This window comes from Janthinobacterium sp. TND4EL3, from assembly GCF_900156175.1.
GTDB lineage: Bacteria > Pseudomonadota > Gammaproteobacteria > Burkholderiales > Burkholderiaceae_D > Janthinobacterium.
This window is the reverse complement of record NZ_FTMV01000001.1, coordinates 585,177-598,934: the sequence shown is the minus strand read 5'-3', so window position 1 is coordinate 598,934 and position 13,758 is coordinate 585,177. Positions and strand designations below refer to the sequence as shown.

At 64.1% G+C, this 13,758-nt stretch carries 16 protein-coding genes; 1 reads left to right on the top strand and 15 read right to left on the bottom strand.

Translation table 11 applies throughout. From position 1 onward, the window contains the following. The 8 genes from BXA07_RS02705 to BXA07_RS02670 all read right to left on the bottom strand — a co-directional run bounded on the left by BXA07_RS02705 (position 1) and on the right by BXA07_RS02670 (position 8,803). Positions 1-984 carry a siderophore ABC transporter substrate-binding protein gene (locus BXA07_RS02705; protein WP_076565334.1) on the bottom strand — a complete coding sequence of 328 codons (984 nt, stop codon included), beginning with the start codon at positions 982-984 and terminating at the stop codon, positions 1-3. A 1-nt stretch (position 985) separates the two neighbouring features. Beyond that, entirely contained in the window at positions 986-1,756 is a 771-nt protein-coding gene (locus BXA07_RS02700; RefSeq protein ID WP_076565333.1) for an iron ABC transporter ATP-binding protein, read from the bottom strand. Further along, a complete protein-coding gene (locus BXA07_RS02695; protein WP_076565331.1) occupies positions 1,753-2,703 on the bottom strand; it encodes an iron chelate uptake ABC transporter family permease subunit in 951 nt (316 codons plus the stop codon). Before BXA07_RS02695 ends, BXA07_RS02700 begins: the two co-directional genes overlap by 4 nt. Then, positions 2,700-3,665, bottom strand: a complete 966-nt coding sequence (locus BXA07_RS02690; RefSeq protein ID WP_076565329.1) for an ABC transporter permease — start codon at positions 3,663-3,665, stop codon at positions 2,700-2,702. The genes BXA07_RS02695 and BXA07_RS02690 overlap by 4 nt, the downstream gene beginning before the upstream one ends. 13 nt (positions 3,666-3,678) lie before the next feature. Then, positions 3,679-5,445, bottom strand: a complete 1,767-nt coding sequence (locus BXA07_RS02685; protein ID WP_076565327.1) for an ABC transporter ATP-binding protein — start codon at positions 5,443-5,445, stop codon at positions 3,679-3,681. Continuing rightward, on the bottom strand, positions 5,439-7,223 hold the full coding sequence (locus BXA07_RS02680) for an ABC transporter ATP-binding protein (protein WP_076565325.1): 1,785 nt from the start codon (positions 7,221-7,223) through the stop codon (positions 5,439-5,441). The genes BXA07_RS02685 and BXA07_RS02680 overlap by 7 nt, the downstream gene beginning before the upstream one ends. 95 nt (positions 7,224-7,318) lie before the next feature. Continuing rightward, on the bottom strand, positions 7,319-8,281 hold the full coding sequence (locus BXA07_RS02675; protein WP_076565324.1) for a FecR domain-containing protein: 963 nt from the start codon (positions 8,279-8,281) through the stop codon (positions 7,319-7,321). Between the two features lie 3 nt (positions 8,282-8,284). After that, complete coding sequence (locus BXA07_RS02670) at positions 8,285-8,803, bottom strand: sigma-70 family RNA polymerase sigma factor (RefSeq protein ID WP_076565322.1); 519 nt, start codon at positions 8,801-8,803, stop codon at positions 8,285-8,287. Positions 8,804-9,080: 277 nt separating this feature from the next. Between BXA07_RS02670 and BXA07_RS02665 the strand changes: the two genes are divergently transcribed. Then, positions 9,081-9,716: a hypothetical protein gene (locus BXA07_RS02665; RefSeq protein WP_139335406.1), complete on the top strand. Its 636-nt coding sequence runs from the start codon at positions 9,081-9,083 to the stop codon at positions 9,714-9,716. 315 nt (positions 9,717-10,031) lie between these two features. On the opposite strand, the gene BXA07_RS02655 is transcribed toward BXA07_RS02665, so the two are convergent. From BXA07_RS02655 to BXA07_RS02625, 7 genes are all read right to left on the bottom strand, one after another. Next, entirely contained in the window at positions 10,032-10,388 is a 357-nt protein-coding gene (locus BXA07_RS02655; protein ID WP_076565312.1) for a hypothetical protein, read from the bottom strand. A gap of 290 nt (positions 10,389-10,678) precedes the next feature. After that, entirely contained in the window at positions 10,679-11,860 is a 1,182-nt protein-coding gene (locus BXA07_RS02650; RefSeq protein ID WP_244556151.1) for an AAA family ATPase, read from the bottom strand. After that, positions 11,857-12,174: a hypothetical protein gene (locus BXA07_RS02645; RefSeq protein WP_076565309.1), complete on the bottom strand. Its 318-nt coding sequence runs from the start codon at positions 12,172-12,174 to the stop codon at positions 11,857-11,859. The genes BXA07_RS02650 and BXA07_RS02645 overlap by 4 nt, the downstream gene beginning before the upstream one ends. Continuing rightward, on the bottom strand, positions 12,171-12,626 hold the full coding sequence (locus tag BXA07_RS02640; RefSeq protein ID WP_076565306.1) for a hypothetical protein: 456 nt from the start codon (positions 12,624-12,626) through the stop codon (positions 12,171-12,173). Before BXA07_RS02640 ends, BXA07_RS02645 begins: the two co-directional genes overlap by 4 nt. After that, positions 12,623-12,889, bottom strand: a complete 267-nt coding sequence (locus tag BXA07_RS02635; protein ID WP_076565303.1) for a hypothetical protein — start codon at positions 12,887-12,889, stop codon at positions 12,623-12,625. The genes BXA07_RS02640 and BXA07_RS02635 overlap by 4 nt, the downstream gene beginning before the upstream one ends. Further along, on the bottom strand, positions 12,886-13,263 hold the full coding sequence (locus tag BXA07_RS02630; RefSeq protein WP_076565301.1) for a hypothetical protein: 378 nt from the start codon (positions 13,261-13,263) through the stop codon (positions 12,886-12,888). The genes BXA07_RS02635 and BXA07_RS02630 overlap by 4 nt, the downstream gene beginning before the upstream one ends. Continuing rightward, entirely contained in the window at positions 13,260-13,757 is a 498-nt protein-coding gene (locus tag BXA07_RS02625; RefSeq protein ID WP_139335405.1) for a hypothetical protein, read from the bottom strand. The genes BXA07_RS02630 and BXA07_RS02625 overlap by 4 nt, the downstream gene beginning before the upstream one ends. Position 13,758: the final 1 nt, after the last annotated feature.

The following is a 13,758-nucleotide window of genomic DNA, read 5'->3' as shown; positions in this document are numbered from 1 at the left end:
TTATTGATAGCCCTTGAGCACGTCGTCGATCACCCGTTTCAGCGACGTCACGCTGGCCGCCGTGATGTACCAGGCATCGGCATCGACGAAGACAAGGCGGCCGTTCTTCCAGGCATTGGTCTGGCGCAACAGCGGATTGCCCATCTGCTCGGCCGTCATGACGGGACGGTGTTCCATCACGGCCGTGCGGTCGATGACGTAGATGATGTCGGGATTGGCTTGCTGGATGAACTCGCTGGAGATGGGCTGGCCGTGCAAGCCCGCCTCGACGGCCGTGCTGGCCGGTTTCACGCCCAGCGCATCGAAAACAAAACCGTAGCGCGACTGCACGCCGAATGCACTGAAGGCGCCGTTGTTGTGCAGCACGATCAGCGCCTTCTCGGGACGCTCCTGCGTCACCTTGCGGGCCTCCGCCACCTTGTCGTCCAGTTCCTGCGCTTTCTGACGAGCAATATCCTCCTTGCCGAAGATGCGCCCCAGGGTCAGCAAGTGCTGCTTCACTACGTCGATGTGCTTGCTCTCGCTGTTCTGGTAGTCCACGTCGAAATGCACCGTGGGCGCGATCTGGCTCAAGTCCTTGTAATGGCTGGCCTGGATCGACGTCATCAGCACCAGGTCGGGCTGGAGCGCGTGGATGTGCTCGAGATTGGGCTGCACGATGGCGCCCAGGTCGCGGATGCCCTGATCGTCCCTGTAGCGCGCGAGAAAGTGCGGCACGTAATCCTTCACCATGCCGGCCACGGGCACCCCCAACTGGTCGAGAAAATCGACTTCGTTCATGTCGAGCACGGCCACCCTCTGCGGACGCTGCGCAATCACCGTCGTGCCCAGTTTATGGACGATGGTGACGGGCGCAAACGCCGGCTGCGAGGCGGCAGCGGCAGGGGCCGGCGGCATTGTCGCTGTCTTGTCGCTGCAGCCTTGCAGGGTGGCCGCGGCGGCAAGCAGCATGGCCAGCGCCAGGCGGGGTTGGTTGCAGATCATGTCAAGCTCCTGTGGGGGTGAAGTAATTGCAGACACAGCCGCGTTCGTCGCGCACGATGTGAAAATCGATGTCGTACAGGGCGCGCAAGCGTTCCTCGGTGACGACCTCGTGCGCGGGGCCGGAAAAGCGCACGGCGCCGCCCTGCATGGCGACGATATGGTCCGAATAGTTGGCGGCGAAATTGATATCGTGGATCACCAGGATCACGGTGCGCCCCTGCTCGTCGCACAGGCGGCGCAGCGCGCGCATGATCTGCACGGCGTGCTTCATGTCGAGGTTGTTGAGTGGCTCGTCGAGCAGCAAGATGTCCGTCTGCTGGGCAATCGTCATGGCCAGGAAGGCCATCTGGCGCTGGCCGCCGCTCAGCTCGTCGACGTAGGCGGTGCGCAGAGATTCCAGCGATAAGAAGGCGATGGCGTCATCGATCGCCTGCCGGTCCTGCGGCGTCAGGTTACCTCGGCTGTAGGGAAAGCGGCCGAAGGCGACCAGTTCCTCCACCGTCAGGCGCAAATGAAAATCGGGCGCCTGGCGCAGCGTAGCCACCTGCCGCGCATAGTCGCCGATGCGGATATCGGCGATGCGGCGCCCGTCTATCGTCATCTCGCCGCCATTCGCATCCTGCAGGCGCGCGATGAGCATCAGCAAGGTCGTCTTGCCAGCACCGTTGGGGCCGATCAAGGACGTCACTTTGCCCTTCGGAAACTGCACGCTGACGTTGTCGAGCACGCGCTTGCTGCCGTAGCTTTTTTCAATCTGTTTGACGTGGATCATGCGGTGCCCCGGGTGCGGACCATGAGCACGAGGAAATACGCGCCACACACCAGATTGACGAGGATGCCGACGGTGGTCCGGTAATTGAAAACGTGCTCGACCAGCAACTGGGCGGCAAGGAAGATGGCGATGGCGATGGCGCAGCCCAGCGGCAAGGTGACGCGGTGGCGCGCCGTGCGGGCCAGGGCATATGTCGTGTTCGCCACAAAGATGCCCATGAAGGCAGTGGGGCCCAGCAAGCTCGTCGACACCGCCACCAGCACGGCGATCAGCGCCAGCTGCAGCCGCACCATGCGTCGGTAGTCGACACCGAGCGAGATCGCCTGTTCGCGCCCCAGCGCCAGCACGTCGAGCGCCGGCAAGGTTGTCAGCACGGCCATGCAGGCGGCGCCCGCCAGCAGGGCCGCGTACAGCAACTGCCCGGGCTGCGCCTTGTTGAACGAGGCCTGGCTGAAACCTTGCAAAATGGCAAATTCGCCGGGACTGATGCGCAGCTGGATGAATTGGGTGAACGTGCCGATCACCATCGTCAGCACGAATCCCAGCAGCAAGAGGAAATACACGTTGTTCTTGCCATCACGAAACAGCCAGTAATGGATGGCCCAGGAATACGCGAGCATCAGCGCAATCGACACGGCGAAATTGCCGTCCTGCCCCAGCAGCACGACGCTGTGCACGCCCATGACGAGGACCAGCAGCGACTGCAGCAGCAGGTACACGGCTTCGTAACCCATGACGGCCGGCGTCAATATCCGGTTGCCGGCGATGGTCTGGAAAACAATCGAAGACACGGCCACGCAGACGCCGCCGATGGCGATGGCGGCCAGCCGCGCCAGGCGCTTGGGGAGGATGTAATCGACATCGAAGTTTGCGCCAGCGCAAAGAAAAATCAGCGCCAGGATGGCGACGGCCAGCCACAGCGTCCGCAGATTAAATAGCCGCCTCATCGCCGCCCCCGAACGATCAACACGAGGAACAGCAGGCCGCCCACGCCGCCCGCCGTCAGGCCGATGGGCACTTCAAATGGATAGATCAGCAGGCGCCCGGCGATGTCGCAGGCCAGCAGCAGCGAAGCGCCGCCCAGCGCGACGAGGGGCAGGGTGCGGCCCAGGTTGTCGCCGTAGCGCAAGGCCACCAGGTTCGGGATGGCCAGCCCGACAAACGGAATCGCTCCCACCGTGATCACCGTGGCGGCCACGGTGACGGCCACCAGCATCAGGCCCAGCGCCACCGTAGCGCCATAATTGAGTCCCAGGCTGGTGGCCATGCCCTCCCCCATGCCCAGCACCGTAAAACGCTGCGCGTACAGATACGTGAGGGCAACGATGGGCAGGATCAGATAAATGATTTCATAGTTGCCCTGGACGATTTTCGAAAAATCGCCGAGCAGCCAGCCCTGCATGCTTTGCAGGATGTTGTTGCGGTAGGCATAGAATTCGGCCACGGCGCTGAGCACGCCGCCATACACGAGACCGATGACGGGCACCAGAATCGTGTTCTTGAAACGGATGCGGCGGATCAGGGCCACATACACGAAGCTGGCGGCAAGGCAGAAGGCCAGCGCGAACGCCATCTTGCCCGCCGTGCCCGCTGCGGGAAATACCGTCAGCGACACGAGAATGCCCAGCTTGGCCGCGTCGAGGCCGCCCGAAGTGGCCGGTTCGACGAATTTGTTGCGCACGATGTGTTGCAGGATGACGCCGCAGACGGACAGGCCCACCCCCGTCAGCACCAGCGCCGCCAGGCGGGGCAGCCGGCTGGCCGTCAGGGTCAGCCACGTGTCATCTGACAGCGCGCCGGAAGACAACGATGGCGACAGCAGCTGTGCCCACTCCATCTGCCTGGCGCCGACCAGCAGCGAGGCGCCGCACAGCAGGAAGAACAGGCAAAACAGATATGCGCGGGTCAAATCGTCATCCCGTTCATTTCTGCGCCGCCGCGGAGGCGATGCGCCAGCCCTTGGCCGCCTGGCGCTGGGCCAGGAAATGCGCATACAGGCCGTCCTGTGCGCGCAAGGTGGCTGGCGCGCCATGCTCGCGCACTACGCCGCCATCGAGCACGACGATCCGGTCGGCCATGGCCACCGTCGACAGCTGGTGGGCGATGACGATCACCGTGCGCTTGCCGCGCAGCCGCGCCAGCGCCTCGGCGATGGCGGCCTGGTTTTCCGCGTCGAGCGCGGCCGTCGCTTCATCGACCAGCAAAATCGCTGCATCCTTGACCAGCGCGCGGGCAATCGCGATGCGCTGGCGTTCGCCGCCGGACAGGCGCGCGCCGCCCTCGCCCACGGGCGTGTCGAGGCCCTGCGGCAGACGGGCGATGATCTCGGCCACGCCCGCCTGGCGCGCCGCGTCCAGCACCTCGGCATCGGTGGCGCCGGGCTTGCCGAGGCGGATGTTGTCTGCGATGCTGCCCTGGAACAGATAGCTGTCCTGGAAGATCTGGCTGATCTGACCCGCCAATTGTTCGCTGGACATGTGCCGCACGTCGACGCCGCCCACCAGCACGCTACCCTGGCTGGCGTCGAAGAAGCGCGCGATCAGCCGTACTAACGTCGTCTTGCCGGAACCGGAAGCGCCGATCAGCGCCGTCATGCTGCCGGGCGCAATCTGCAGATTGATATCCGTCAATACGTCAGGCTGATCCTGTGCATAGCGGAAATGTACGCCACGCAGCTCGACCGCGCCATCGCGCGGCGCTTGCGGCTCGCGTGTTTCCGGCAGGGGCTGCACGGCGAAAATATCGCGCGCGGCGTCGAGCGGCCCCCGTGCGCCGCGCAGCACTTCGCCGTAGCTGGCCACTTCCTGCAGCGGATCGACGAAACGCACCACCAGCAGCAAGGCCACGATGACGGCGATGGCTTCTGCCGTTTCAAGCGCACCGCCAAGGCGGCTATCGAGCCACAGCGCGGCGGCGGCCAGCAAGGCGGCGAAGATGGCTTGCACGGCCCAGGCGTTGAGCACCGACGACAGGGCCGACAGGTAAATGAGCCGCGTGCCCGCGTGGCGCTGCCCGTCGATGGCTTGCTGCAGGAAACGCGTGCCGTCGCCGCCGCCGTCACCACTGAAGGCGCGCAAGACGGATTGCGCTTGCGCAAACTCAACCAGCCGCTGGCTGGTCCGGGCAAAATGGTGGTGATAAACGTCGTCGGTGCGCTGGCCCAGGTGCGCCGTGAGCCGCAAGGCGCCCGCCAGGAGGGGCAGCGCCAGCAGCGCCATCACGCCCAGCTGCCAGTGCAGCGCAAACAGCGCGGCGAGCAGCACCACGGGCGTGACGGCGCCGCAGATCACGGGCGTGAGCACGTGGGCGGGCAGTTGCGCCACGTTCATCATGCCCTGCGTGATGAGGTGGCCCAGTTTCGCCGTGTTGTCCGGCGTAAACCAGCCGACGGGCAGGCGCGCCACGTGGTCGCCCAGGCGCTGGCGCGCCCCTTGCAGCACCGTCACGCCCACGCGCACACCGGCTTTTTCCACCCGGCGCCGCCAAGCCCAGCAAGCGACCAGCCCGGCCAGCAGCACCAGCAGCCACAGGGCCGCGCCGCCTGCGTCGCCGCCCAGCAAGCGGCCCAGGGCCAGCACCAGCGCCGTGATCGTCAAGCCGCTCAGCACGCCGTACGCGAGCGCCATGGCACAGTAGCGGCGGAACACGGGCGCATCGTCGCCCAGCAGTTGAATGAATGTCTTCAGCATGGCAGCACCGTTTCTTCCGGGGAATCCTGATAGCCGCCCAGCGCCCACAGTCGCGCATAGCGGCCCTTGTCGGCGAGCAAGCCGGCATGGCTGCCCTGCTCGGCGATAGCGCCGTTGTCAAATACGACGATGTGGTCGGCGTGCATGATGGTGTCGAGCCGGTGCGCGATCACCAGCAGGGTGCGGCCGCGGGCAAAGCGCGACAGCGCGTCCTGGATCGCCACTTCGTTTTCCGCATCGGCCGCCGCCGTCGCTTCGTCGAGCACCAGCACCGCCGGGTCGAGCAGTACGGCGCGGGCGATGCTCACGCGCTGCAGCTCGCCGCCGGACAGCTGCGCATCCTCGCCGATGATGGAATCGTAGCCACGTGGCAAGGCCAGGATGCGCTCGTGGATGTTCGCCAGGCGCGCCGCCTCTTCAATTTCCTGCAAGCTGGCCGATGGCCGGCCCAGCCCGATGTTTTCGCGCACGCTGGCGTGGATCAGCCGCACTTCCTGCAGCACGAAGCCGATACGGCGGTACAGCTCGGGCGTGGCGATATGCCGCAAATCGACGCCGCCGAGCGTGATGCGCCCTTCGGTCGGATCGAAAAAGCGCAGCAGCAGCCGCGCCAGCGTCGACTTGCCGGAGCCGGAAGCGCCGACGATGGCCGTCACCGTGCCGGGGCGCAAGGTCAAATTAATGCCGGACAACACCTTGTTCTGTCCATCGTAGGCATAGCCCACGCCTTCCATGCGGATCTCCGTGCCGTTGGGCAACTGCTGCTGGCCGGACGCCGGCTGCGCCAGCACGGGCGTATCGAGCAAGGCCAGCACGCGCTGGGCCGCGCCGGTGGCGTTGTTGAGGTCGTGCGTCAGATAATGGAGCAGCAGCATGGGTGCGGAAATGCCGGGCGCCACGAGGGCGAACGGCAACACGTCCACGGGCGCCATCGCTCCCAGCGCAACGAACACGGTACCGGCAAGCACCACCACGCCCAACACGGCGACGGGCGCGATCAGCGCATTGGCATTGGCCATCGAACCGACCAGCGGGCGCGTAAACGCGGAAAACGCGTCGGCAAACGCATCGACAGCCGCGCGGTAGCTGCCGTGCGCGCGTCCCGTGGCGCCGAAGGCCTTGACCACGGGAATGCCGTTGACGAACTCCACCACGGCATTGTTGATGCGTCCCATGCCGGCGACGAATTGCGCCATATTGCCGCTGCTGGCCTTCATGGCGCGGCCGAAGAACAGGAAAAAGCCGGGAAACGGCAAGATCGCGATGAGGGCCAGGCGCCAGTCCATGGCGAACAGGTAAATCACGGAAATGGCGATGGCGCCCACGGCGCGCCCCGTCGTCGTATAAAAATGCGCGGTGAGGCTGTGCAGGGTGTTGATATCGTCCTGCATCGCCTGCTTGACTTCGCCCGAGGCCCGGCTGGTGAACCAGCCCAGCGGCACTTGCCCCAGGCGCTGCATGGCTTGCAGGCGCAATTGATGGGTGAGGCGGTTGTCGGCCAGGTGCGCGGCCAGCTCGCCCAGCGACATCAGCGCCATGCCGAGGAACAGGCAAGCGACGCTGGCGATGATGGTGGGCCAGAGATCACCTTGCGCCAGCGCAGGGTCCAGCGCGATGCTGGCGACGTGCGCGATGCCCGCCAACGGCACCAGCGTCAGCATGGAACCGGTGCCGGCCAGCACGGCGGCGGCGATCAGGCGCCCGCGGATGGGCTGCAGTATCCGGCTGATGGGGCCAGGCTGTTTGGTTTCGGCCGGGGCCGCGTCATGGGTGCTCATGAAAAAAGGACAGGCATGGTGTCAGAAGAAAAGAGTGGCTCTCACCCTATATCCCGAACGAGATGACAAAACCCTCAATCGGGCCCGCAATATTGTCAGGCAGCCGCTTGCACCGTGACCCAAAAGCGCGTGCGCGCAACGATTTGCACGGGCAAGGCCAGCGCCAGGTTGTGCAGCGCGCGGTCCGTGTCGCGCAGCGAAAACACCCCGTTGACGCTCAAGCCGGCCACGGCCGGATCGCAGCGCAGCAGGCCGGGCCGGTAGCGGCCCAGTTCCGCGACCAGGGCATCGAGGCGCATGTTATCGGCCACCAGCACGCCCTTGCTCCAGGCCGCCGCGCTGGCCGGCACGGGTGCGGCAGACTGCACGATGTCGGCCGAAAAGACGGCGCCGTAGCCCGTGGCGACGCGCACGGGCCGCTCGGGCGCATGCGCGAGGCGCACTTCGACGGCACCCTCGAACACGGCCACGCGCGACGTGTGTTCGTCTTGCCGCAAAGTAAAACGCGTACCGAGCGCCCGCACCGTGCCGTGGCGGCCCTGGACGCGGAACGGCCGCTGCGCCGGATCGTGCGCCGTGGTGACGAGGATTTCGCCGCTGCGCAGGATCAGCAGGCGCGAGCTGGCGTCGAAGCGCACGTCGATGGCGGAGGCCGAGGCCAGCATCACCCGCGTGCCGTCAGGCAAGGTCATCTCGCGGACCTCGCCCGTGGCTGTGCCATGGCCGGCCGTGGCGACTTGCCAGGCGTCCGTGCCGCGCGCCGCATACAGCATGCCGCCCACGGGCAGCAGCACGGCCAGCAGTTTCAGGGCGCGGCGGCGGTGCAGGTAGGCGGCGGGCGCCGGTTCGCGCAGCGCGTGGCGGGCCACGTCGCGCGGCACGCTGTGCAGCTTGCCTTCGAACGCCTGCAGGCGCTGCCAGGCGAGGTCGTGGTGCGGATGGGCCGCGCGCCAGCGGGCGCAATCGGCCCGGTCTTCGTCGCTGGCGTCATCGGACCACAGGCGCGCCATCCACCGGGCCGCCTGCTGGACGATGGCGGGCGCAATCACCACTTCCACGGTTCAGGCACCCTGCCCGTGCAGGGCCTGGTAGCAGGCCAGCAAGCCGGCGGCGATGTATTTTTCCACGGAAGAAACAGATACTTGCAGTTCGGCGGCGATGTCGCGGTAGCTGAGGCCATCCAGCTTGCACAGTAGCAAGGCGGTGCGCGCCTTGGCGGGCAGCCGCTGCAGCACGGCGTCGATTTCCGTCAGCGCCTCGATGACCAGCGCGCGCTCTTCCTCGGACGGCGCCAGCGCTTCGGGCACCAGGGCCAGCACTTCGAGGTAGGCCATCTCGATCTGGCGGCGGCGGTACAGGTCGATGACCATGCCGTTGGCAATCTGCGTCAGGTGGCGCCGCGACTCCCCGGCCGGCGGCACGCGCCCCGTCTTCATCAGGTGCAGGTATACGTCGTGTGCCATGTCGGCCGCATCGAAGGCATTGCCCAGCTTGCGGCGCAGCAAACCCCGCAGCCAGCCATGGTGGTCGGTGTACAGACTGCTGACTTGCTGCTGAAGCGCTGACTCGGCGGTGCTCACGATACCCTTCCTGTGGCCGATGGCCAGCCAGGCGGCGGGCGCATCAATATAAATGAGAATTATTCTCATTGTATAGGAAAAAGCAAGACAGGCGCAACCATCCCGGCCGGAACGCGCGGCATGAGCAGGCGACGGGATCAAATAACTGGGCAATAAAAAACCCTGCAAATCAATGACTTGCAGGGTTCATGCTGGCCCCGAACGGGGCCGGACGGGAATTTAGACGTTGAACAGGAAGTACCACCATCCAAGCCTCACAGCTACGTCGGAATGCGCATTGAAATCTATTTTTATACCCGGTTTCATACCCGGTTTTGCTCATCTCTGCGGTTTTACTGGCCAAAAGCACTACCGCATGATGGGTGGCGCCTCAAGCTGCCTCACCGGCGCCTACTTACGTTACACTTACAAAGTTGCCAACAGCCAACCTCACACCGCCACCATGAATGTCCATCGCAAACTACTTATCTTGGGAATCAATCAACTCTTAGAAAAAGGGCTGATACGCTTTGAATATACCGAAGAGGAATCGCGTGGCGCAGGCGGCTACATCACCACAGTGATTGCCGGCGAAACTTCCATAGTCAACTGGGACCCTGTAGGTTCAGGGGAACTGCGCATTTCCGTTTGGTGGAAGTTCAATATAGACAACCATCCGCAGGCCAATCTCAACGGCGCTCAACAAGAAAAATTCCTCACCTCCAGTCCTTTAGCGAAATCGCAGCACTATCCTAAATTTGTAGGGGCAACCGCTAGTGGCTGGCTTGAGCGAGAAAGAGGTCGTTATCTTATGGGGAAAGGCTCCGAGAGCATTTTCGAGAAATATTTGCGGAAGGGTGAGAAGCAGGTATTGGAGATGGTTCCGACACCAGCGCCCAACGGCTATAAGGCCGAAGGCAAATTTATCTTCTAAGAACTGTGACATCAGCGCCGCACTTGACATCCGCTCAAGCCATTGATACTTAGCTTTCTCCATCAACATTCAGGAGAAATCATGTCCTCTTCAAATTACAAGTATCGTAGTCTTCAGATTGAGGTGAGTCTTAGCTCCTACGGCAGGGGCTGGCTGGCTGAGTACTCGATTGGTGGCGGCCCGTTCCAGCGGTGCGATGGTCGACCGCACAGGAACCAAGAACTTGCGATGAACGAGGGGAAGTCGGCGGCGCAGGCGCGTGTCGATTCCATGCTGGCGCTAACTCCCCCGCTGTCCGTATAATCAAATGTTGCGTCAGTCGTCGTGCATCTTTTGGGCGTCATACCGGCACTGCTGGCACTTGAAGTCGTCATCGATGTATGACAACAGCAGACTCTCATCGTCGATAATCGAGTCGTTCATACAGGAATCGTTACCGTCTTCCACCAGGCCAATCACTCCCTCGCAACGCACATTTTCGATTAGCGGCCGAACTGCGGTGTTAAAAAGGAATGCCTGCTTTATCGACAAGATGGTCATATCGCCTTTCTGTGCAGAAACAAGTTTCGCAATTCCCACCGAGGCGGCCGCATCAACCTTTTTATAGGCAGCGAGCGCCTCTATACGCTCTACATCGTTGTGGATAAGATGATTCAGAACTTCAAGGTTCATTTTTGTCTCCGGCGCGTTACGGGAAGGAAATTATATGCCGGAATTACAACCATCCATAAATGTTTACGGCTTTCCTGCGGGTGAATGCAAAAGCAAGCTTGGAGCGCCTCATTCTCAGTAAGGAGCGCACGAAGGGAGCGAAGGGAGCGCAGAAAAAACAGTGCTCCCTTCGCTCCCTTCGGCGTCCCCTTCATGTCATGGCATCCAGTCCAGGCGCTCGAAGAAACCATGAAGAAACCGAAGAAACCGCACTAATTTCTGTGGTTTCTTCGGTTTCTTCGGCGGTTTCTTCAAGGTGCGGGCGTGGGTAGATACCAAGTCCAGCCGCCTTTCGTAGTCCCCTTTTCCTTCGCCGACTCTATTCCCGCCCGCTCCTTCGCGCGATTGGCTGCCGTCCACGAATAGCCAGCGTCGCTCACCTCGGCCTTGACCTGCTTCGCTGGCATGGTTCCGCCATTCTCCGTCAACAGGTCAATCAGCAGGCGCTGCAGGTCGGCCGGCGCAGTGCTATCCCCGCCGCTCTCGTCATGCTCCACCTCGCCCAGAATCTCCCGGGCAGTGCCCTCAATGACGCCTTCCCATACCGCATGCGTCGCCTCGATGCCGCCGGCAATGGTCACCAAGTCGAGAGAGTAGGCCACGCCGCCATCGTCCGGCGCAATATTCGATTTCGCCCGTGCCATCACCCGGCGGTTGCTGCCTTCCTCCTTTGCCGTCACCAGCACCATGCGCGCCAGGGCGCCGAATGCCTGCGAACCGATAACCCGGTCCTGCGGGGCTTTCCCTGCGCCGCCCTTGGCGAAGTGCGTGATGCCGATGACAGCGCAGCCGTGGGCGTCGGCGAAGTCCACCACCGCCTGCAGGCTGCGGCGCACGTCGTTGGCCCGGTGCATGTCGCCGGCGACGGCCGACACAATCGGGTCTATCAGCAGCAGGCTCACGCCGCCGATGGCGTCGACCGCGCGGCGAAGGTCGGCAATATCCTGTGAAGGGTCGAACGGCACGCTTTCCCCGTCCTGCGCGATACCCTCAATGAAGTGGCAGCGCGCCAGGTCGGCGCCGGAGGCAATCAGCCGCGGCACTAGCGTGTCGTCGGCGACATCCTCGCTCGACCATATCAGCACGTTTCCCATCTGCTTGCACTCGCTACCGTCTGGCCAGCGTCCGCCGGCTGTCAGCACGGCGGCCAGCGCCAGGGCGAGCGTGGTCTTGCCGGTACCGGCGGCGCCGGCCAGGATGGTCAACTTCCCGGCCGGCACCCAGCCAGGCCACAGCCAGGTGATGGGCAATGGCTTGATGTCGGCACCGCACCGGATTTTTACCACCCGTTCGCCGCGCTGCATGGAACGGTCGAACGGGCGCGCTGTCTCGCCGGCCTGCGCCAGCTGGATGCGCGCCAAGCGTGCCGCTTCGTCTTCCTTGCTCAAGGTAAAGCCGCCCATCTGGTCCCCGATATGATTGTCCGCCATCATGCTTTCGCCAACTTCAAAAACGCCGTGCGATTATGGTCACTGTCGACCAGGAGCAAGCGCTGGGGCCGTGCTTGATACAGCCGGTCGGCCAGCGTGCGCAGCGCGCCGTACCTGGTCAACGTGCCAGGAAACAGCAGCACTACGTCCAGGCCGGCCACCGCGCGACATTCCAGCGGCGTCGGCAAGTTGGCCGGGTCGATTTCGATGGCGTTGCGCTTGGGCGGCAACATACCCATGCCCAGCCACAGGACGCCGCCCACCGGCGCCAGGCCATACTCGGCGCGGATGCGCGCCAGTTCCGCCAAGGTGCTCATGCTGCACCGCCGGGCATGTCAAAGTGATAGGGCAGCACCAGCAGGATGCGACTACGGCCGGGCTCGGCAAAGTGGTCGATGTAGCGCAGCGCCTGCTCTAGCGTCAGGCTCACTAGGCCAGCAGGCGCGCGCGCTTGAATCGTCACCTTGCTGGCGTCCTCAAGGCCAAGAGTTCCACCGCCATAAACAAGCGCCGGCGGCGGCCCGACTTCCGGCGGCTCGGGGAGCTGGTACCGGCTGGCTGCTTGCCGCTCGCTCTGGTGGCGAATACGCACCGAGCGGATGGATATCTCGCGGTAGGCGGGGCAATCCGCCGAGGCCCGATGCTCGCCGGCCAGCTGGTGCGCGGCATCAAGCGTCAGGTCCATGGCCAGGACTTCGCCGCTTTCGGTGAGAACGTCGTACAGTGGTTCTGCGGTATCGCCGTTTGGCGGCATGTATGCGGCGCTCATTTTGGTCCCCGGTCTTCGTTGTCAGCAACCAGGCGGATGCTGGCCGGCGCGGTGGTTGGCTTTTCCAGCGGGTACATTTTGGCGACCATGTTGGCAAAGTCCACAATATCGTCGCGCCACTTCGGGGCCGTCGCGCGGTAGCGGTCAATCATCAGTTGCTCTTCGCGGCTGAGCGTCGCCGGCACCAGCGTGACCGGCGGCCGCAACAGCACGGGCCTGGCGACCTTGCGGGTCCTTGGTGGTTTCGGTGGCGTGGCGCTCATGCTGCACCTCCTTCCGATGCGTTGACGGTCGCTCTGTGCTCATTGAGCCACTCAATGTGCTTCTCGGCATGGGTGGCCAGCAGATGCGCCGCTGCTGCGGCCGGGCGCATGATGCGGTCAGTGTCGGTTACATCGAGCAGCGGCAAGTCTTCCTCGCCGGCGTCCGCGTCCAGATTCATCGCTCGGGCGAGTGTGCTGCTATTCGCCATTTCCAAGCAAACCTTGACGCCTTGGGCGATGTCCATGGCAACAGCGACAAACTGCGCGCCTGGGTCGTACTGCAGGCTGCTATGCAAAAACGAGAACGGCTGATGTGCGGCGGAGGTCGGTGGCAACTTGGCAAGCACTGCAGGGCGTTGAATAGGCGAGCTCATGCTGCACCGCCTTCCGCGACCAGGGCGGCAATGTTGGCTTGGCCCTCACGGATGAGGGCGGCATTGCGCAGTGCACAGGTGGCGAAGCAGTTGATGGCGGCGACGGCATCAGCGGCGGCCGGCGCCAGGTCGGCCAGCGCGTCCAGCTTGTCGAACAGGGCCGCCAGCAGTATCTCGATATCACCGGCTTGCGCCTCGATGTCGCCGGCGAGCTGGCCGATGATACGCAGGCCGCCCACATAGTCGCCGTCCGCTGTCACCGGCTGGCCGCTGGCGCGGCGCCAGATGGCGTGCCCCTCTGCGATGCCAGATGCGAAGGCGTCAGCCGCTGCGGTGCCGACCTGGTAGGGCTGGCCGATGCGCGCGCCCTCGATGCGGTAGGCAAGCGCTGCCCGGGCGCCGTCCATGTATTCGCCTGAGCGCGGGTCGCGGCTGGCGTTGAACGCTGCAGAGAAGAGCCGGTCGACGGTGATGGCCACTGCCTGGCTGTTCACG

Excerpts from the sequence above, each read along its gene's own strand:
- BXA07_RS02685 (WP_076565327.1), bottom strand. The coding sequence starts at position 5,445 with ATGCTGAAGACATTCATTCAACTGCTGGGCGACGATGCGCCCGTGTTC.
- BXA07_RS02655 (WP_076565312.1), bottom strand. The coding sequence starts at position 10,388 with ATGAACCTTGAAGTTCTGAATCATCTTATCCACAACGATGTAGAGCGT.
- BXA07_RS02650 (WP_244556151.1), bottom strand. The coding sequence starts at position 11,860 with ATGATGGCGGACAATCATATCGGGGACCAGATGGGCGGCTTTACCTTG.
- BXA07_RS02645 (WP_076565309.1), bottom strand. The coding sequence starts at position 12,174 with ATGAGCACCTTGGCGGAACTGGCGCGCATCCGCGCCGAGTATGGCCTG.
- BXA07_RS02630 (WP_076565301.1), bottom strand. The coding sequence starts at position 13,263 with ATGAGCTCGCCTATTCAACGCCCTGCAGTGCTTGCCAAGTTGCCACCG.
- BXA07_RS02635 (WP_076565303.1), bottom strand. The coding sequence starts at position 12,889 with ATGAGCGCCACGCCACCGAAACCACCAAGGACCCGCAAGGTCGCCAGG.
- BXA07_RS02695 (WP_076565331.1), bottom strand. The coding sequence starts at position 2,703 with ATGAGGCGGCTATTTAATCTGCGGACGCTGTGGCTGGCCGTCGCCATC.
- BXA07_RS02705 (WP_076565334.1), bottom strand. The coding sequence starts at position 984 with ATGATCTGCAACCAACCCCGCCTGGCGCTGGCCATGCTGCTTGCCGCC.
- BXA07_RS02700 (WP_076565333.1), bottom strand. The coding sequence starts at position 1,756 with ATGATCCACGTCAAACAGATTGAAAAAAGCTACGGCAGCAAGCGCGTG.
- BXA07_RS02640 (WP_076565306.1), bottom strand. The coding sequence starts at position 12,626 with ATGAGCGCCGCATACATGCCGCCAAACGGCGATACCGCAGAACCACTG.
- BXA07_RS02680 (WP_076565325.1), bottom strand. The coding sequence starts at position 7,223 with ATGAGCACCCATGACGCGGCCCCGGCCGAAACCAAACAGCCTGGCCCC.